At 71.4% G+C, this 16,989-nt stretch carries 16 protein-coding genes; 9 read left to right on the forward strand and 7 right to left on the reverse strand.

Annotated elements, in window-relative coordinates:
- The first annotated feature begins 1 nt into the window (after position 1).
- The 3 genes from ACZ5VD_RS26815 to ccsB are packed head-to-tail and all read left to right on the forward strand — an operon-like array spanning position 2 to position 3,594.
- Complete coding sequence (locus ACZ5VD_RS26815) at positions 2–772, forward strand: cytochrome c biogenesis CcdA family protein (protein WP_468547767.1); 771 nt, start codon at positions 2–4, stop codon at positions 770–772.
- Between the two features lie 3 nt (positions 773–775).
- Entirely contained in the window at positions 776–2,503 is a 1,728-nt protein-coding gene (resB, locus tag ACZ5VD_RS26820; protein WP_468683580.1) for a cytochrome c biogenesis protein ResB, read from the forward strand.
- Positions 2,500–3,594: a c-type cytochrome biogenesis protein CcsB gene (gene ccsB / locus ACZ5VD_RS26825; RefSeq protein WP_468683582.1), complete on the forward strand. Its 1,095-nt coding sequence runs from the start codon at positions 2,500–2,502 to the stop codon at positions 3,592–3,594. Before resB ends, ccsB begins: the two co-directional genes overlap by 4 nt.
- A gap of 18 nt (positions 3,595–3,612) precedes the next feature.
- On the opposite strand, the gene ACZ5VD_RS26830 is transcribed toward ccsB, so the two are convergent.
- The 4 genes from ACZ5VD_RS26830 to ACZ5VD_RS26845 all read right to left on the reverse strand — a co-directional run bounded on the left by ACZ5VD_RS26830 (position 3,613) and on the right by ACZ5VD_RS26845 (position 8,950).
- The gene (locus ACZ5VD_RS26830) at positions 3,613–5,187 is read right to left on the reverse strand and encodes a type 1 periplasmic-binding domain-containing protein (protein WP_468683583.1); all 1,575 of its coding nucleotides are present in this window, start codon (positions 5,185–5,187) and stop codon (positions 3,613–3,615) included.
- Entirely contained in the window at positions 5,187–7,355 is a 2,169-nt protein-coding gene (locus tag ACZ5VD_RS26835) for a hypothetical protein (protein WP_468683585.1), read from the reverse strand. The genes ACZ5VD_RS26830 and ACZ5VD_RS26835 overlap by 1 nt, the downstream gene beginning before the upstream one ends.
- 133 nt (positions 7,356–7,488) lie before the next feature.
- The gene (locus ACZ5VD_RS26840; RefSeq protein ID WP_468547762.1) at positions 7,489–8,481 is read right to left on the reverse strand and encodes an isopenicillin N synthase family dioxygenase; all 993 of its coding nucleotides are present in this window, start codon (positions 8,479–8,481) and stop codon (positions 7,489–7,491) included.
- Positions 8,482–8,491: 10 nt separating this feature from the next.
- Positions 8,492–8,950, reverse strand: a complete 459-nt coding sequence (locus ACZ5VD_RS26845; RefSeq protein WP_468683586.1) for a nucleoside deaminase — start codon at positions 8,948–8,950, stop codon at positions 8,492–8,494.
- Between the two features lie 98 nt (positions 8,951–9,048).
- Here ACZ5VD_RS26845 and ACZ5VD_RS26850 point away from each other — a divergent pair, with 98 nt between their 5' ends.
- A complete protein-coding gene (locus tag ACZ5VD_RS26850) occupies positions 9,049–10,308 on the forward strand; it encodes a PucR family transcriptional regulator (RefSeq protein ID WP_468683588.1) in 1,260 nt (419 codons plus the stop codon).
- 87 nt (positions 10,309–10,395) lie between these two features.
- Positions 10,396–11,163: a CDP-alcohol phosphatidyltransferase family protein gene (locus ACZ5VD_RS26855; RefSeq protein WP_468683589.1), complete on the forward strand. Its 768-nt coding sequence runs from the start codon at positions 10,396–10,398 to the stop codon at positions 11,161–11,163.
- A 108-nt stretch (positions 11,164–11,271) separates the two neighbouring features.
- Here the strand turns inward: ACZ5VD_RS26855 and ACZ5VD_RS26860 are convergent, their stop codons facing one another.
- The gene (locus tag ACZ5VD_RS26860) at positions 11,272–11,607 is read right to left on the reverse strand and encodes an ankyrin repeat domain-containing protein (RefSeq protein WP_468547758.1); all 336 of its coding nucleotides are present in this window, start codon (positions 11,605–11,607) and stop codon (positions 11,272–11,274) included.
- A gap of 311 nt (positions 11,608–11,918) precedes the next feature.
- Complete coding sequence (locus tag ACZ5VD_RS26865) at positions 11,919–12,896, reverse strand: quinone oxidoreductase family protein (RefSeq protein WP_468683590.1); 978 nt, start codon at positions 12,894–12,896, stop codon at positions 11,919–11,921.
- Positions 12,897–13,007: 111 nt separating this feature from the next.
- Here ACZ5VD_RS26865 and ACZ5VD_RS26870 point away from each other — a divergent pair, with 111 nt between their 5' ends.
- Positions 13,008–13,367, forward strand: coding sequence for an ArsR/SmtB family transcription factor (locus ACZ5VD_RS26870; protein ID WP_468683592.1), 360 nt, complete (start codon positions 13,008–13,010; stop codon positions 13,365–13,367).
- 54 nt (positions 13,368–13,421) lie between these two features.
- Positions 13,422–14,036 carry a hypothetical protein gene (locus ACZ5VD_RS26875; protein ID WP_468683593.1) on the forward strand — a complete coding sequence of 205 codons (615 nt, stop codon included), beginning with the start codon at positions 13,422–13,424 and terminating at the stop codon, positions 14,034–14,036.
- Between the two features lie 80 nt (positions 14,037–14,116).
- Here the strand turns inward: ACZ5VD_RS26875 and ACZ5VD_RS26880 are convergent, their stop codons facing one another.
- Positions 14,117–14,470 carry a PLD nuclease N-terminal domain-containing protein gene (locus ACZ5VD_RS26880; protein ID WP_468547754.1) on the reverse strand — a complete coding sequence of 118 codons (354 nt, stop codon included), beginning with the start codon at positions 14,468–14,470 and terminating at the stop codon, positions 14,117–14,119.
- An 87-nt stretch (positions 14,471–14,557) separates the two neighbouring features.
- Here ACZ5VD_RS26880 and ACZ5VD_RS26885 point away from each other — a divergent pair, with 87 nt between their 5' ends.
- The gene (locus ACZ5VD_RS26885; RefSeq protein WP_468547753.1) at positions 14,558–16,015 is read left to right on the forward strand and encodes a menaquinone biosynthesis decarboxylase; all 1,458 of its coding nucleotides are present in this window, start codon (positions 14,558–14,560) and stop codon (positions 16,013–16,015) included.
- On the forward strand, positions 16,012–16,914 hold the full coding sequence (mqnP, locus tag ACZ5VD_RS26890) for a menaquinone biosynthesis prenyltransferase MqnP (RefSeq protein WP_468547752.1): 903 nt from the start codon (positions 16,012–16,014) through the stop codon (positions 16,912–16,914). The genes ACZ5VD_RS26885 and mqnP overlap by 4 nt, the downstream gene beginning before the upstream one ends.
- The last annotated feature ends 75 nt before the right edge of the window (positions 16,915–16,989 follow it).

A 16,989-nucleotide genomic window follows, 5' to 3' on the forward strand; every position in this document is an offset into this window, starting at 1 on the left:
CGTGAGCGCTCTCACCACGCTCGCCGCCGACGGCTACAACGGCACGGTCCTCAACGGCGCCCTGCTGGTCGCCCTGCCCGTCGCCCTGCTCGGCGGTCTCGTCTCCTTCTTCTCCCCGTGCGTCCTGCCGCTCGTCCCCGGCTACCTCTCCTACGTCACCGGGGTCGCCGGCACCGACCTCGCCGAGGCCCGCCGCGGGCGGATGGTCGCGGGCGCCTCCCTGTTCGTCCTCGGCTTCACCGCCGTGTTCGTCTCCAGCGGGGCCCTCTTCGGCTACTTCGGTACGACGCTCCTGGAGAACCAGGGCGTGCTGTCCAAGGTGCTGGGCGTGCTCATGATCCTCATGGGTGTCTTCTTCATGGGCCTGATGCCCTGGATGACCCAGCGGGAGTTCCGCCTCCACAAGAAGCCCGCCACCGGGCTGGTCGGCGCCCCGGTGCTCGGCGCGCTCTTCGGCATCGGCTGGACGCCCTGCATCGGCCCGACCCTCGCCTCCGTGCTGACCCTCTCCTCCCAGCAGGGGAGCGCGGGCCGCGGGGCCATACTGACGGTCGCCTACTGTCTCGGTCTCGGTCTGCCCTTCGTGCTCGCGGCGGTCGCCTTCCGCAAGGCCCTCGGCGCCTTCGGCTGGGTCAAGCGGCACTATGTCTGGGTCATGCGCGTCGGCGGCACGATGATGATCGTGACCGGTCTGCTGCTGCTGACCGGCGCGTGGGACGCCCTCGTGCAGGACATGCAGTCCTGGTCCAACGGCTTCACTGTGGGGATCTGATCCATGAGCAAGACCACCACCGGCGCACCGGCCGACCGGCCCCCGGCCGCGGCCCAGGACGACCAGGACCTCGGCGCCGCCGGCTCCCAGCTGTCCACCGCGCCCGTCGACTCGCTGAGCAGCATCCCCGGTCTGGGCGTCATCGGCTGGGCCCGCTGGTTCTGGCGCCAGCTCACCTCGATGCGCGTCGCCCTGCTCCTCCTGCTGCTGCTGGCGCTCGGCGCGATCCCCGGCTCGCTGATCCCGCAGTCCGGGACCGACGCGACGAAGGTCGCCGAGTTCGTCAAGGCCAACCCCACCCTCGGGAACGTCTACGACAAGCTCGGCCTGTTCCACGTCTACAGCTCGGTGTGGTTCTCCGCGATCTACATCCTGCTGTTCGTCTCCCTCGTCGGCTGCATCATTCCCCGCACCTGGCAGTTCGTGGGCCAGCTGCGGGGCCGCCCGCCGGGTGCCCCGAGGCGCCTGACCCGGCTGCCCGCCCACACGACCTGGCGCACCCGGGCCGAGCCCGAGGAGGTTCGCGAGGCCGCCCTCGCCCTCCTCAAGAAGCGCCGCTTCCGCGCGCACCTCGCCGGTGACGCCGTCGCCGCCGAGAAGGGCTACCTCCGCGAGGTCGGCAACCTCGCCTTCCACATCGCGCTCATCGTGATGCTGATCGCCTTCGCCTGGGGCCAGCTCTTCAGGACCGAGGGCAACAAGCTGGTCGTCGAGGGCGACGGCTTCTCCAACACCCTCACCCAGTACGACGACTTCAAGTCCGGCAACCTCTTCGACACCGACGAGCTGGTGCCGTTCAGCTTCCTCCTGAACAAGTTCACCGGCACCTACGAGACCTCGGGCCCGAACAAGGGCACTCCGCGTACCTACCAGGCCGCCGTCACCTACCGCGACGGCGCCTACGGAAAGGCGAGGAAGACCCTCGTCAAGGTCAACGAGCCGCTGGAGATCGGCGACTCGAAGGTCTACCTCACCGCCCACGGCTACGCGCCCGTCGTCACCGTGCGCGACGGCAAGGGCAACGTCGTCTACCGCGAAGCCGTCCCCCTCCTTCCGCTCGACTCCAACGTCACCTCCACCGGTGTCGTCAAGGTCCTCGACGGCTACAAGAACGCCGAGGGCGTCGGCGAACAGCTGGGCATCTCGGCCTTCTTCCTGCCGACGTACACCAAGGGCAGCGAGACGGCCTCGACCTTCCCGGCGCTGGACAACCCGGTGCTGAACCTGACGCCGTACCACGGCGACCTCGGCGTCGACTCGGGCATCCCGCAGAGCGTGTACCAGCTCGACAAGTCGCATGTGAAGGAGTTCAAGGACTCCAAGGGCGACCAGGTCCGGGAGAACCTGAAGCCCGGCGAGTCCATGAAACTCCCGGGCGGAGCGGGCACCATCACCTACGAGGGCACCCAGGAGTGGGCGAACTTCCAGGTCACCCAGCAGCCCGCCAGCGGCTGGGCCCTGGCCGGTGCCGTCGGCGCCGTCCTCGGCCTCGCCGGCTCCCTGTTCATCCAGCGCCGCCGCGTGTGGGTGCGCGCGGTGAAGGGCGCCGACGGTGTGACCGTCGTCGAGATGGCGGGCCTGGGCCGCAGCGAGTCCGCCAGGCTGCCCGAGGAACTCGGCGATCTCGCCGGGGTCCTGTACGACCAGGCCCCCGGGGCGCCCGACCCCGACGAGGACACCCCCGAAACCCCCGATACCCCAGTCGTACCTGCCGAAGGGGCCGAGAAATGACTCTCGCCGCCGCAACCGATCTGGCTGCCGCCACCAACGAAAACCTCGCGAACCTCAGCAACACGCTGATCTACTCCGCGATGGCCGTCTACACCCTGGCCTTCTTCGCCTACATCACCGAATGGATCTTCGGCAGCCGCAGCAGGATCGGCCGCACCGCCGCCGCGCTCACCTCCGAGAACGGGGCGAAGACGCCGGCCGTGACGGTGCAGAACGCCGGCGGCACCGCCGTGCTGGAGCGGCCGAAGGTCGTGGTGCGGGCCGCGGCCGGGGCGCGTGACGTGCCCGACGGGCCCGGCGCGCACGGCGGGGACGCGCAGGGCGACCTCTACGGGCGTATCGCGGTGTCCCTCACCGTGCTCGCGTTCCTGGTGGAGCTGGGCGGGGTCGTCGCCCGAGCGGCCTCCGTGGAACGGGCGCCCTGGGGCAACATGTACGAGTTCAACATCACCTTCTCGACGGTCGCCGTCGGTGTGTACCTCACCCTGCTCGCGCTGAAGAAGAACGTGCGCTGGCTCGGGCTGTTCCTGATCACGACGGTCCTCCTCGATCTCGGCATCGCCGTCACTGTCTTGTACACCGCCAGCGACCAGTTGGTTCCCGCGCTCCACTCGTACTGGCTGTACATCCACGTCTCGACGGCGATCCTGTGCGGCGCGGTCTTCTACGTGGGCGCGGTCAGCACGATCCTGTACCTCTTCAAGGACAGCTACGAGAACAAGCTGGCGAACGGCGGCAAGCCCGGCCAGTTCGCCACGTCCTTCCTGGAGCGGCTGCCCGCCTCGGCGTCCCTCGACAAGTTCTCCTACCGCGTCAACGCGGCCGTCTTCCCGCTGTGGACGTTCACGATCATCGCGGGCGCGATCTGGGCGGGCGACGCCTGGGGCCGCTACTGGGGCTGGGACCCCAAGGAGACCTGGGCGTTCATCACCTGGGTCGCCTACGCCTGCTACCTGCACGCCCGCGCCACCGCCGGCTGGAAGGGCCGCAAGGCCGCCTACCTGGCCCTGATCGCCTTCGGCTGCTGGCTGTTCAACTACTACGGCGTCAACATCTTCGTCTCCGGCAAGCACTCCTACGCCGGGGTCTGACCCGGACCCGCAGGACCCCTAGGACGGCGGCAGGCACTCCTTCGCCGGTGGCTTCCCCTCCGGCCAGGCGATCCTGACGAAGCGGTTGGTGCCCCGGGCGGTCACCTCGACCACGGGGACGGCCTTGTCGTACGGGTTGCCGTGGACGTCCAGGCAGATCCAGCCGCTCGCCCCGCTCACCTTCAGCGAGCCCTTGACCTGCGGCCACTGGAGGCCGACGTCGGCGAGCGGCGGGACGACGCGGCCGTCGGGGGTGGCCTCGCGGATCCCCTTGACGGCCAGTTGCATCGCGTCGAAGGCGATGATCAGCTGGCCGTCCTCCAGGGTGATCGGGCCGAGCGGGCCGACCGGTTCGCGTTTGCTGCTCGCCAGCAGACCGTTCAGCACCTCGCCGTCCTTCGCCGAACCGCCGGTCTTCACCGGGTCCTTCGTCCACGCGTCCGGATGGGCGAGGGCCGTGTAGCGCACCGAGAGGTTGTGGGTGAGGGCGCTGCGGTCGAGGTCCTTGTCGCCGGTGAGGTAGGAGCCCTCGTCGCCGGTCAGCAGGGTGAACTTCCGGTCCTGGCAGCCGCGTCCGCCGAGCGCGTTGATGAACTGCCGCAGCTGGGTGTGGCGTCCGGCGAACAGGATGGTGTCGGTGTCCGGCGCGGTGTCGCACACCAGATGGGTGATCTGCCGGAACGTGTTGGCGGTGGTGCCCTCCTGGCTGCGGTCGTCGGGCGGGGTGAAGGGCTGCGGCTCGTACGGCGAACCCTCGATGAGGTCGGCGAACGACTTCTGCAGCGTCGTCGTGTACGGGTCGCCCGGCTTGTCGTACACCAGCAGCGCGTTGCCCGCCGTCACCTGCGCGAAGGACGCCAGCGCGCGGGCCTCGTCGGTGTTGGTGGGGGAGACCCGGGCCAGCCCCGGGAAGGAGTCGACGCCGTCCTGGCCGTTGGCGAGGTCGTCGGCGGTGATGGAGGTGCCGATCACCGGGATGCCGCGCCGGGTCAGCTCGGCGACGGCCTTCTTGTTGTTCTCGGTGCTCAGCCCCACCCCGGTCACCGCCCGCAGCCGGTCGGCGCCCTTCGTCATCGCCTCCAGCTGGTCGACCGTGTGCTCCCAATGGGCGCCGGTCGACCCGGGGTTGGCCAGCACCAGCCGGATCGCCGGGGTCTGCCCGGCCGACTTGTGGTTGGCCTGGTACTGGGCCAGATAGGCGCCCTGCAGTTCGTGCAGGACGTCCCTGAGGTTGTCGGAGTCGGTCGCGGTGAAGGGTTCGAGGAGGGCGACGGTGACGTAACTGTCCTTCTTCAGCGACCGGTTCTCCCGGTCGATCGCCTTCACCGTCTCGCGGAGCCGGGGCCGGTCGAAGGAGAAGTCCGTCGCGGACACGCCCACGCACTCGTCGCTGTCCTCGGGCCGGACCACGCCGGGGGCGCAGGAACGGTCGTCGTGCAGCAGCACCCGGCCCCCGACGACCAGCCCGGCCACCACCACGCCGGCCACCAGCAGCGCCAGATACCGGCGCAGGGGGATCTCCCAGACGCCCTCGCGCAACCAGGTGCCGAAGCCCCCGCCCGATCCGCCGGCCCCGCCCGACCTGCCCGCCATCACGCCTCCCCGTCCCGGTCGTCGCCGTCGGTGCCGTCCGTGCCGTCGTCGTCCGGCACGCGCAGTGCCCGCCCGGCGCGCGCGTCCTCGGGCCAGTCCCGTGAGGCCCGCCACAGCAGTGCGTTGCCCGCGGGACGCAGGTTGGACAGCTGCTCCAGCTCGAAGCGCAGCCGGTCGCACACCCTGGGGTCGGGCAGCGCGAGCGGGTCGGTCAGCTGCCACACGGCGTGCAGCAGCCGCCGTATCCGCAGATGCAGCACGGGATCCACGCCGTCCGGCACCGCGTACCGGTCGTCCGTGCGGCCGAGCGCGACCGCGGCCCGCCGGTCGCCCGCGTCTCCGGCTCCCGCTCCGGTGAAGTCGTGGCCCTCGGCGTCGTGCGCGTGGAAGTAGGGCGCCGACGCGATGAACCGCAGCGAGCGCAGCCAGACCCGGATGTCCAGGGACGGGAAGGCGTCCCGCAGGTAGGCCACCGCCGACTCAGGGTCGCCCAGGGCGAGTTCGTGGTGCAGCCGGTAGCGGGCGCGGACCGGGTCGGCGTCGCCGCCCGCCGGCCGGTAGTACCGGATCAGCGTCTCGTGGGCCTGCCGCCACAGCCCGTGGTCCGCCGCCCCGGGGAGCGGCGCCCCGTCGTCCGCCGCCCGGTGGTGCAGCCGCAGCAACAGCAGGGTCCGTACGAAGGAGTCCCCGACGAACCGGCCCGGCACCTCCGGCAGCCCCTCGGCGACGAGCCGGGTCTCCAGCGCCCGCACGTCCGCCGGGCCGAAGTCGTCCGGGAGCAGCGCGTCGGCGAGCGCGCGGGCCGAGTCGTGGTCGTGGGCGGCGGCCAGCACGGTCAGCTCGTCCAGGCGGTCGGCGGGCACCAGCCGGTCGAGGAGTTCGACGTAGGCGGGCCGCCCCTCGCCGTCGTCGTGGAGCCGTATCTCCGAGGTCAGCAGCTCGCCCAGGGAGGCGGCACCCGGCAGGTTCTGCGCGGCGGAGTCGGCGAGCCGGACCACCCCGAGCGGGTTCCCGCCGGTCAACCGGTAGGTGGCGTACGGAAGGTGGGGCGGCAGCGTGACGTCCGCGCAGACGGCGCCCATCAGGTGCAGGGTGTCGTCCGGGCTGAGCGGGGGCAGCGCCACCAGCAGGGCCCGGGAGGACGGGGCCGCCGGGTCCGGCATCCAGTCGCTGTGCCGGGCCACCTCCGGCAGGGCCCGCCGTACGGCACTGCGCAGCGCGGGACGGCCGGTGCCGCGCAGCGTGCCGACGAACACGACCTGGTCGGCGAACCCGTCCGCGCGGTCGCGCAGCACCGCGTCCGCCAGACCCGGGCCGGGGGCCCGCTGCGCGTTGTCGACCAGCACGACCGGCCGCCCCAGCCGCTGCATCCGCGGCAGCACGCCCGCGTAGGCGTCCGTCAGGTCGGCCAGCAGCGCCCGGACGAGATGGCGTTCGGCGTGCTCCCGGGAGGAGCCGCCGGCCCGGAAGTGCCCGGACATCAGGATGAGGCCGCGCCGGGCGTCCCGGCCCGCGTTCGGATAGGCCCGCCACCAGGCGGAGGCCCGCCCCTGGCGCCGGTTCACGAAACTGTCGGAGAAGGACTCCAGGGTCGCCTCGATCGCCGACGCCACCAGCGGACCGGTGCCGCTCACCGCCGCGACGACGTTGGCGGTGACCCGGCCCGCCATCCGCCCCGCGAACCCGGCGATCCACGACCCGCCCTCGTTCAGCAGCAGGATCCGCTCCACCTCGCGCCGGATCCGCTCCGAGTCGGCGTCGCCCCAGCCGCCCGCCGCGACCGCGACCAGCCCCGACATCAGCCGCGGGAAGGTGATCCGCCCGGCCCCGGTCACCGGCTCGGCCAACTGCTCGGCGACCACCAGCAGCGCCTGCGACACCGGCGACCAGGCCTCGGCGGGCCGCCCGCCGGACGGCCCCGCGAACTGGGCGTCCTCGCAGTCGATCCACGCGATCGGCGTGTGCCCCCGGTAGGCCGCCCGCAGCTCGCCGAGGACCGCGCTCTTGCCGAGCCCCCGCCCGCCGGCCAGCAGCACGAAGGGCAGTTCCCTCGGATGCTCGACAGGGGTGGCCCGGTGCTGGTGGGGACGCAGGCCCACGAGGCGCGGGGCAAGGCCTGCCGGATCGGTGTCGAACAACGCCCCGCGCCCGTGCAATGGTCTGCCCACCGCATCTCTCCCCCCAGAGCCCGACCTCAGAGTAGGGAGAGGGTGTTGATGCGTGCCAGACCGCGTGATGTCCGTTGGATCACGAAACGGTCGGACCGTCAGCCGACAGCGGTCCTCGGTGCCGGCCGGCCCGTCACCCGACGGTGATCGAGTCCAGCTTCGCCCGCAGATACACATGCGAGTCCACCGGCTCGTACGCCACCCGTCCCACCGGTGCGGGCACCGACTCCACCAGGGTGCCCGGGGTGCACTCGCCGAAGTAGACGAGGGACATCAGCTCCTCGGCGGGCGCGTCGGCCGGCGGCGGCAGGACGCGGTGCCGGCCGGACCGCCACCGGTCGCCGGTCCAACGGGCCATCAGGTCACCGATGTTGATGGTGAACGCCGCCGGGTCGAAGGGCGCGTCCTCCCAGCCGCCCGCGTCCGTGTACACCTGGAGTCCGCCCTTGCCGGCCTGCCGGTCGAGGATCGTCACCGTCCCGAAGTCGGTGTGCGGGCCGATCCGGAACTGCCCCGGCTGCGGCTCCCCGACGACCTCGGTCCCCGGATACCAGTTGATGTTGAAGCCGTACGTCGGACGGTCCATGTGCTTCGAGAAGAAGTCGGCCTCCAGGCCGAGTGCCACGCCGAGCAGCGACAGCAGCTCCTTCTCCAGGTCGGCCATCCGCGCGAGGTACTCCTCGCACAGCTCCTTCAGTTCCGGCAGCTCGGCGGGCCACACGTTGGGCGCCGCCCACTCCGCGTCGACCACCGGGTCCTCGAAGTGCTCGTGCGTCGCGAACGTCAGCGACTCCTTCAGGTCCGGCGGGGTCGGCGTACCCTCCGCGTACCCGTTGGCCTCCGCGCCGGGCCCGAGCCAGCCCCGGCCGCCGACCTTCGCGGTGTACGGCTGCTTGACGTCGACGGGCAGCCGGAAGAACGCCCGCGACGCCTCCCGGATCGCGGAGCGCAGCGCCGGATCGACGCCGTGCCCGGTGACCAGCAGGAATCCCGCGGTCTGGAGGGCCTCGTCGACGGTCTCGGCGATGGCGGCGCGGGTGGCGGGGTCGCCGTCCAGCCAGGGCCGGAGGTCGATGGTGGGGATGCGGGGGGCCTGGACGCCCCGCACGTCTTGGATGTCACTCACGGCTCGGATGTCATTCACCGATGTCCTCGTTCCACAGTGCCGGGTTCTTCTCGATGAAGTCGCGCATCAGCGCGACGCACTCGGGGTCGTCCAGGAGCACGATCTCCACACCGTGCTCGGCCAGCCAGTCGTGGCCGCCGTGGAAGGTGACGGCCTCGCCGACGACGACCCGGGAGATGCCGAACTGGCGGACCAACCCGGAGCAGTACCAGCACGGGGAGAGGGTGGTCACCATCGTCGTGCCGCGGTACGTCCGCTGCCGTCCCGCCGCCCGGAACGCGGCCGTCTCCGCGTGCATGGAGGGGTCGTCGTCCTGGACGCGGAGGTTGTGACCGCGGCCGAGGAGGGTGCCGTCCACGCCGTACAGGGCGGCGCCGATCGGGATGCCGCCCTCGGTGAGCCCGGCGCGGGCCTCCTCGACGGCGGTGGCGAGCCAGGTGCGGGCCGTCGCCTGATCCACAGGGTTCATGGCTTCACTCTCCTTGGGCGGAAACACGAGGGCAACGTGCGGAAAGTACTCTCCGGGCAGCCCGCAGCCGGACGAAGTGTCAGCGCCCTGGAGGTCCCGTGCCCGCACTCACCCTCCGCGAAATCCTGGAACTGGACCCCGTCCGCGCCGCCGAGCCCGAGCTGCTGGCCGGGCAGGGAGCCCTGGACCGGCCGGTGCGCTGGGTGCACTCCAGCGAGGTGTACGAGGGCGCGAACTTCCTGGACGGCGGCGAACTGCTCCTCACCAACGGCTTCGGGCTGACGGACGCGGACGAGGAGGTCCGGCGACGGTATGTGCGCGAGCTGGCCGCCCGGGGCGCGGCCGGTCTCGCGGTGGAGGTGGGCCGCGCCCTGTCGAGCATGCCCGCCGAGGTGACCGACGAGGCCCGCCGCCTCGGCCTGCCGCTGCTGTCCCTGCACCGGGTGGTGCCCTTCGTGCGGATCACGGAGGCCGCCAACCGGGCGATCGTGGCCCGTGGACTGTCGGGGCGGTCGGCCGTACGGCCGTGGGGCGACGACCACACGGCCGCGCTGCTGGCCGACCTCGCGGACCGGGCGGCACTGAACCAGCCGGAGGTGGAGGCGCGGGCCGCCCTCGCCGGTTTCCACCCCCGGTCGGGGGCGCGGCTGCTCGGGGTGTCCCTGCACGGCACGCGGGACGTCGGCACGGTGGACCGGGCGGTACGGCTGCTCGGCGGGGCCGGGGTGCTGCGGGCGGCGTTCCCCGGTGACGTGCTGGCGCTGCTGTCACTGCCGGGCTCCCGCGCGGGCGACCCGGTCCGGGCCGTCCAGGAGGCCTTCCGTACGGCCGCCGAGCCCGGCCTCACCGTCGCCGTCGGGCACGCCGTGGCCGCCGGTGGCGGCTGGCTGCGCTGGAGCGACACGCTGCGCGCGGCCCGTACGACGCTGGAACTGGCGCTGACCGTGCCGGCCGCCGAGCCGGCCGTACCGGACGGCCCGCTGGTGACGTCCTCCCGGGCCCTCGCCCTGGAACGCGAACTCACCCGGGGAGGCGTCGACGCCAACCGGGAGCGGCTCGCCGGCCTGGTCCAGCACACCCTGGGCCCCCTCCTCGCCTGGGAGGCGGCCCACCCCAGCGACCTCGTCCGCACCCTGGAGGTCCACCTCCGCCACGGCTGCTCACCCACCCGCACGGCCGCCCTCCTCCACATCGGCCGGCAGTCCCTCTACCAGCGCCTGGAACGGATCGAGTCCCTGCTGGGGCTGGAGATCGGGGATCCGGAGCTGCTGGGGGAGCTGCTGACGGCGGCCTGTGCGCATCGGGTGGTGCGGGGGACGGCGGGGGCGACGGTCGACGGACTGAGGCCGGCGGCCTGAGCCCGCGCGGCCGACGCCGGAACCGTCTGTACTCTGGGCCGATCACCGCCGCGCATGCGGCAGTTGGGCTTCCTTGGAGGAACGTTCATGGTTGCTGCTCCGGTTCTGGAGGAGCTGCGCGAGGTCTGCCAGCCGCAGGCCAAGCTGGCCAGTCGCAACGGCGAGCACTGGGCGGGCCGGCTGTACATGCGGCGCCTCTCGCTGCGGCTCACCCGGCAACTGGTGCGGACGCCGGTCACCCCCGACCAGCTGACCTGGACGATGGTGGTGTGCGGGGTCGCGTCCGGCGCCGCGCTGATGATCCCGGGCCTGACGGGCGCGGTCCTGGCCGTGATCCTCATGCAGCTGTTCCTGCTCTTCGACTGTGTGGACGGCGAAGTCGCCCGCTGGAAGGGCCAGAACAGCGCGTCCGGCATCTACGTGGACCGGCTCGGCGCCTACCTCGCGGACGCGGCGCTGCTGGCCGGTGCGGGGTACCGCGCGGCGGAGTCCGGGGTCGGCGGCTGGCTGTCCATCGGCATCGCGACCGCCCTCGGCGTCGTGCTGCTGAAGGCCTCGACCGACCTGGTGGACGTGGCCCGCGCCCGGCGCGGTCTGGGCGTCGTCGACGACGAGTCGACCCGCCCGCGCTCACAGGGCGTGGCGAACGTGCGCCGCCTCGCCGCCGCCTTCAAGATCCACCGCGTGACGAACGGCATCGAGGCGTCCCTGGTCCTGCTGGTCGCGGCCGTGGCCGACCAGATCACCGGCGGCATCGACCCGACCCGCTGGGCCCTGGGCGCCCTCGCCGTCATCACCTGGGTGATGGTCCCGGCCCACCTGCTGTCGATCCTGTCCTCGTCGCGCCTGCGCTGACGAAGCCGCCACACCACCCTCCGGCCCGTCCCTTCCGGCCGGAGGGCCCGGTCCTCCGGATGCGCCGAGGCGTCCGGCACGATCGAGTGGGGCACGTAACGGAATTCCCTACATGAAACGTCGCAGCAGTCGCTCGGCCGCTACGTGTTGATAATCATCAGCGATCTCGGAGGGAGATTTTCCTGTGCCGTCCGAAATTCGCGGAGAGGCTCCATAGGCCAGGAGCACCGCAATAAGGGTGACCTCCATTTCCTGATCGGCTTGGATGGCCGTGTCCGCCTCATAGTCAACAGCATGGGTCAACAGTGTCATTCCGGAGCAGACTTCATCCGGGTCGGCGCCGGAATCCAGCAGTCGGGCCAGCTCGACCGCGTTCCCGTCCTCAACGGCCTGGTGAGCAGGGCTCCATAGATTTCTCACGTCAGCAACCGTGGGATCTGTCATAGGTAACTCCGAGGGGTCCAGCCTGGCAGTGTGGTTGATTCGAAGAGTCGGGAACTGTTTAGCGAATTTCCCACTTATTGAATTGCAGGACAGGTGGGCTGCCTGGGGCGAGTGCAGTGTGAGGCGGCCCCTGGTATTGGATGGGCTTCCCCGTTTGTTGCCGGAAACGTCTGCGTATCCCCCTCCCTTCCAGTTCCGGTTCCAGTGATCCGGTCGGCGCGGCTTGCCTTCGAGGGCGTCACGGCGGGTCTCCCCCGTGTGGGCCGTGGTCACTGATCCGTGCGGTGTTCCCCCGTGGGCGGCCCCCGCGGTCACCCGCCGCCGACCCTCAGCAGCAGCTTCCCCGTGCTGGCCCGTGTCCCCATCAACCGGTGGGCCTGGGCCGCCTCGGGCAACGTGAACTCCGCCGTCACCGGCAGGGTCACCGTGCCGTCGGCCACCGTGGTGAAGGCGCGTTCCGACAGTGCGCGGAGCGCGGCCGGGGCGGTCTTCGCGAGGGTGAGGACGGAGAAGCCGCCCACCGAGACGCCGTACGGGTACAGCTCCGGCTGGCCGACCTGCCACGGCTCGGCCGCGCTCGCGTTGCCGAAGGAGACCAGCCGGCCGAAGACCGCGAGGGAGGCCAGGGCGCCCCGGAACGTGTCGCCGCCCACCGGGTCCAGGGCCAGATCGACCCCGCGGCCACCGGTCGACTCCCGTACCGCCTTCTCGAACTCGCCGACGAACACCTCGTCGTAGCCGTGCTCGCGGGCGTACCCGGCCTTCGGCTCCGCCGACACCACCCCGTACACCGCCCCGGCGCCCGCCGCCTTCGCCAACTGGCCCACCACCGTGCCGATTCCGCCCGCCGCACCCTGCACCAGGACACTCTCGCCGGGCTGGAGCCGGCCCACCGTGTGGACGAGGGCGTACGCCGTCGGCAGCACGGTCGGGAGGGTCGCGGCCGTGCGCAGGTCGACGCCCCTCGGCAGCGGGAAGACCGTCGCCGCCTCGGCCACGGCCACCTCCGCGTAGCCGCCGCCCTCCGTCAGGGCGGTCACCTCCTCGCCGACGGCGAGCCCGGTGACCCCCTCGCCGAGCGCCCGCACCCGACCGGAGACCTCCAGGCCGGGGCGGAAGGGGAGCGCGGGCACCCGGTAGCCGTCCGAACGGGCCTTCAGATCGGCGAAGTTGATCCCGGCGTAGGCCACGTCGACGCTCACCCGGCCGGGGCCGGGCTCGGGGACCGGCGCCTCCACGACCTTCAGGACCTCGGGACCGCCGTACTCCCGCAACTCGACCGCGCGCATGCCACACCCCTGGACGGACCGGACCGGCCCACTCAACTGTTCAACGAAAAGCGAACACCCGTGACTGTATGGTTTTCGTCGAACACTCCGCAAGCGCTGAGGGAGCACGGCGTGGCACAGCGCACCACCACCGGTCATGGCGCCGGCACCGGCCATCGGGCCGCCCCCGAGCACACCCACCCCGACGACGTCCCCGTCCTCACGGCGCTCGCCGCGCTCGCCGATCCCGTCCGTGCCCGACTGCTCCGGGAGCTGGCCGGGTCCGCCGACTGGTCGCGCAGTTGCGGCACCTTCGACGTGCCGGTCGGCAAGGCGGCCCTCAGCCACCACTTCGCGGTGCTGCGCGCGGCAGGGCTCGTGGAACAGCGGGACGAGGGGCCAAGGCGCGTCAACCGGCTGCGCCGGGAGGAGTTCGACGCCCGTTTTCCCGGGCTGTTGAACCTCGTCCTGCGTGGGGATGTCCTTTTCTGAACGCCTTCGCCCCTTCCTGCGTCACAGTGCTGACGGCGAGGAACGGAGGGGGACATGAGGAACCACAGCTGGGTCGCGGCCGGTCTCGCGACGGCCGCGGTGACGGTGGCCGCGGGGCTGTACGTCGACGCCCTGCACACCGGCCACACCGACGGAGGTCTCCGGGCGGCGCCCGTCGAGATCAAGTCGGCGGCCACGGACCGGACGTGCGTCGGCACCCGCCCCGGGCCCACCGAGGGTGACACCGATTACGACAGTCCGCTGGACCGCACCCTCGCCCGCATCGACAAGCTCGCCGCCGGCCGGCACGCCGCCGTCTACACCGGCCTGTCCGTCGACGACGACGACAACGCCGCCGACGTGTGGCGCATCCCCTCCACCGCCTTCGACGACGCCGTCTGCGCGACCGCCGAGAAGGGCGTGACCGTACGGCTGCACGGCACCGACGTGAACCGTGCGGACCTCACCACCCTCGCCGACCGCGTCGGCGAGGACATGCACCGCTGGGACGGCACCTTCCAGCTCCGCGAGGTCGCCGTGGACGAGGAGGGGTTCGTGCACGTCGGCGTCGACGACCCGGAGAAGGCGAGGCCGGTCCTGGAGCAGGCCTTCGGCCACCGGTACCTCAAGGTCGTCCACGTGGAACAGGCCCATCTGCTGTCCTTCTAGGGCCTGTTCGGCACCGGGCGCGGTTCTTCGCCCCCAGGCGCGGTACTTCGTTCACGGGCGGACCGCCGGCGTACGACCTGTCAGTCGCCCCGGGGGTCCTCGTCGCGCTTCTTCTTGTCCCCGTCCCCGTCCGTCTCTCCGCCCTCGTCGTCCTTGAGGGACTTGAGGAACTCGGGATTGTCGTCGGGCGCCACCCACCGCTGCCCGCCGCCCCGGCTCCACGGAGAGCCGACGGAACCCGCGGCCCCGGCCGGGTGCCGCTTCTTGCCCGCGATCAGCCAGGACAGCGAACCGGCGAGGGGGAACACCAGGACGAGGATCGCCCACAGCGGCTTGGGCATGTGACGGACGTCCGCGTCCTTCGTGCTGATGCAGTCGATGAACGCGTACACGCTCAGCGCCAGGGGCACGAGGAACATCAGTACCCGGAGCATGGGCCTCCAGAGTGGAACGGTCGGCGGGGCCACGGGCACGGACCCCAGGTACCTGGTCAGGGTAGCGGCTCGGGGATACTTGACCGCATGGCTTACGACGATCTTCGTTCCCTGCTCAGGGCCCTGGAACGCGAGGGCGACCTCAAGCGTGTCAAGGCCGAGGTGGACCCGTACCTGGAGGTCGGGGAGATCGTCGACCGGGTGCAGAAGTCCGGCGGCCCGGCACTGCTCTTCGAGAACGTGAAGGGCTCCGACATGCCCCTCGCGATGAACGTCTTCGGGACCGACCGGCGCCTGTTGAAGGCCCTGGGGCTGAAGTCGTACGGCGAGATCTCCGAGAAGATCGGCGGACTGCTGCGGCCCGAACTGCCGCACGGCTTCGTGGGCGTGCGGGAGGCCTTCGGCAAGCTCGGCGCGATGACCCACGTACCGCCGAAGAAGGTGAAGGCCTCGGACGCCCCGGTGCAGGAGGTCGTGCTGCACGGCGACGACGTCGACCTCGACGCCCTGCCCGCCCTCTACACCTGGCCGCAGGACGGCGGCTCGTTCTTCAACCTGGGTCTCACCCACACCAAGGATCCCGAGAGCGGCATCCGCAACCTCGGTCTCTACCGCCTCCAGCGCCACGACAAGCGCACCATCGGCATGCACTGGCAGATCCACAAGGACAGCCGCAACCACTACCAGGTGGCGGCGCGGCGGGGCGAGCGCCTCCCGGTGGCCATCGCCTTCGGCTGCCCGCCCGCCGTGACCTACGCCTCCACCGCCCCGCTCCCCGGTGACATCGACGAGTACCTCTTCGCCGGGTTCATCGCGGGCAAGCGCATCGAGATGGTCGACTGCAAGACGGTCCCGCTCCAGGTGCCGGCGCAGGCCGAGGTCGTCATCGAGGGCTGGCTGGAACCGGGCGAGATGCTCCCGGAGGGCCCCTTCGGCGACCACACCGGCTTCTACACCCCGCAGGAACCCTTCCCCGCCCTGAAGATCGACTGCGTGACGATGCGGAAGCGCCCGCTGCTCCAGTCGATCGTCGTGGGCCGCCCCCCGACGGAGGACGGACCGCTGGGCCGGGCCACGGAGCGGTTCTTCCTCCCCCTCCTGAAGATCATCGTGCCGGACATCGTGGACTACCACCTGCCCGAGGCGGGCGGATTCCACAACTGCGCGATCATCTCGATCGACAAGAAGTACCCCAAGCACGCGCAGAAGGTGATGCACGCGATCTGGGGGGCACACATGATGTCCCTGACCAAACTGATCGTGGTCGTCGACTCCGACTGCGACGTCCACGATCTGCACGAGGTCGCGTGGCGGGCGCTGGGCAACACCGACTACGCCCGTGACCTCTCGATCGTGGAAGGTCCCGTCGACCATCTCGACCACGCCTCCTACCAGCAGTTCTGGGGCGGCAAGGCGGGCATCGACGCGACGAGGAAGTGGCCCGAGGAGGGCTACACGCGGGACGGCGGCTGGCCCGAGATGGTGCTGTCCGACCCGGAGACGGCGGCGACGGTCGACCGCCGCTGGAAGGAGTACGGGCTGTGAGTTCAGCTTCCGCGGCGCTTCCGCAGCCGGGGCGCACGAAGGCGTTCCTGCGTCTCGTGATGATCGAGCACTCGGTCTTCGCGCTGCCCTTCGCCTACATCGCCGCGCTCACCGCGATGTTCCAGTGGGACCGGAACGTCCACTGGGGCCGCCTGCTCCTGGTCACCGTCTGCATGGTCGGCCTGCGCACCTTCGCGATGGCGGTCAACCGGATCATCGACCGGGAGATCGACGCCCGCAACCCCCGCACGGCCCACCGCGAACTGGTCACCGGCGCGATGTCCGTGAAGCACGCCTGGACGGGCGCCCTGGTCGCCCTGGTGATCTTCCTCGGCTCGGCGGCCCTGCTGAACCCGCTCTGCCTGGCGCTGGCCCCCATCGCGGTGATCCCGATGGTCGTCTACCCCTACGGCAAGCGGTTCACGAACTTCCCGCAGGCCATCCTCGGCATCGCCCAGTCGATGGGCCCGATCGGCGGCTGGCTCGCGATCACCGGCGAGTGGTCCTGGGACGCGGTCATCCTCGGCCTCGCCGTCGGCATCTGGATCGGCGGCTTCGACCTGATCTACGCCTGCCAGGACGTCGAGACCGACCGCGAGGTCGGCGTCATGTCGGTCCCGGCCCGCTTCGGCATCCCGGCGGCCGTGTGGGGCGCCCGGGTCTGCCACGCCCTGACGATGTCCCTCCTCGTCTGGTACGCCGTGGCGACCGACGCGGGCGGTTTCTTCTGGGTGGGCCTGATGATCGTCGCGGGTGCGTTCGTGTACGAGCACTCGATCGTCCGGCCGCACGATCTGTCCCGCCTGAACAGGGCGTTCTTCTCGACCAACGGGTTCATCGGCATCAGCCTCTTCGTGTGCGCGCTCATCGACCTGCTGGTCCGAGGGCTCACCGTCTAGCCCGGCCGGCGCCGACCGGCACGCGCCCCCGCCGACCTCCTCCACGGTGACGTCGGCCGCGACCACACGGTGGGG

The sequence above is a fragment of the Streptomyces sp. NPDC032822 genome, from assembly GCF_055578825.1.

Bases quoted from the DNA above. Each gene is read 5' to 3' on its own strand.
- resB (WP_468683580.1), top strand. From the start codon at position 776: ATGAGCAAGACCACCACCGGCGCACCGGCCGACCGGCCCCCGGCCGCG.
- ccsB (WP_468683582.1), top strand. From the start codon at position 2,500: ATGACTCTCGCCGCCGCAACCGATCTGGCTGCCGCCACCAACGAAAAC.
- ACZ5VD_RS26830 (WP_468683583.1), bottom strand. From the start codon at position 5,187: ATGGCGGGCAGGTCGGGCGGGGCCGGCGGATCGGGCGGGGGCTTCGGC.
- ACZ5VD_RS26845 (WP_468683586.1), bottom strand. From the start codon at position 8,950: ATGAACCCTGTGGATCAGGCGACGGCCCGCACCTGGCTCGCCACCGCC.
- ACZ5VD_RS26855 (WP_468683589.1), top strand. From the start codon at position 10,396: ATGGTTGCTGCTCCGGTTCTGGAGGAGCTGCGCGAGGTCTGCCAGCCG.
- ACZ5VD_RS26860 (WP_468547758.1), bottom strand. From the start codon at position 11,607: ATGACAGATCCCACGGTTGCTGACGTGAGAAATCTATGGAGCCCTGCT.
- ACZ5VD_RS26865 (WP_468683590.1), bottom strand. From the start codon at position 12,896: ATGCGCGCGGTCGAGTTGCGGGAGTACGGCGGTCCCGAGGTCCTGAAG.
- ACZ5VD_RS26875 (WP_468683593.1), top strand. From the start codon at position 13,422: ATGAGGAACCACAGCTGGGTCGCGGCCGGTCTCGCGACGGCCGCGGTG.
- ACZ5VD_RS26880 (WP_468547754.1), bottom strand. From the start codon at position 14,470: ATGCTCCGGGTACTGATGTTCCTCGTGCCCCTGGCGCTGAGCGTGTAC.
- ACZ5VD_RS26885 (WP_468547753.1), top strand. From the start codon at position 14,558: ATGGCTTACGACGATCTTCGTTCCCTGCTCAGGGCCCTGGAACGCGAG.